This window comes from Mesorhizobium sp. M1A.T.Ca.IN.004.03.1.1 (assembly GCF_003997555.1).
In the GTDB taxonomy this organism is placed as follows: Bacteria; Pseudomonadota; Alphaproteobacteria; order Rhizobiales; family Rhizobiaceae; genus Mesorhizobium.
The window spans coordinates 1-228 of sequence record NZ_RZTV01001260.1; the positions used below are offsets into that span (position 1 = coordinate 1).

The following is a 228-nucleotide window of genomic DNA, read 5'->3' on the forward strand; positions in this document are numbered from 1 at the left end:
CGTCATGGTCCCCGTCGATGGCGGCCTAACCATGGGCGCCGACAGCATGAGCCGCGTCATCAAGCGGCTACGCTCGTCGCTGATCCTACCGATGCACCGGCGCGGCCCGCCGGTCGAAGCCTTCGTCTCGATGTTCGGCAAGGATTTCGACGTCGTCAATGCGCCCGATGACAGCATCATCGTCTCGATGCGTACGCTGCCGAAAAAGCCGCTGATCTATGTGTTGAA

General features: G+C 61.4%; 1 protein-coding gene. It reads left to right on the top strand.

The genetic code is table 11. The annotated features are described in order from the left end of the window. The coding region (locus tag EOD29_RS35745; protein WP_206520645.1) for an MBL fold metallo-hydrolase at nt 1-228 on the top strand (228 nt) is incomplete at both ends.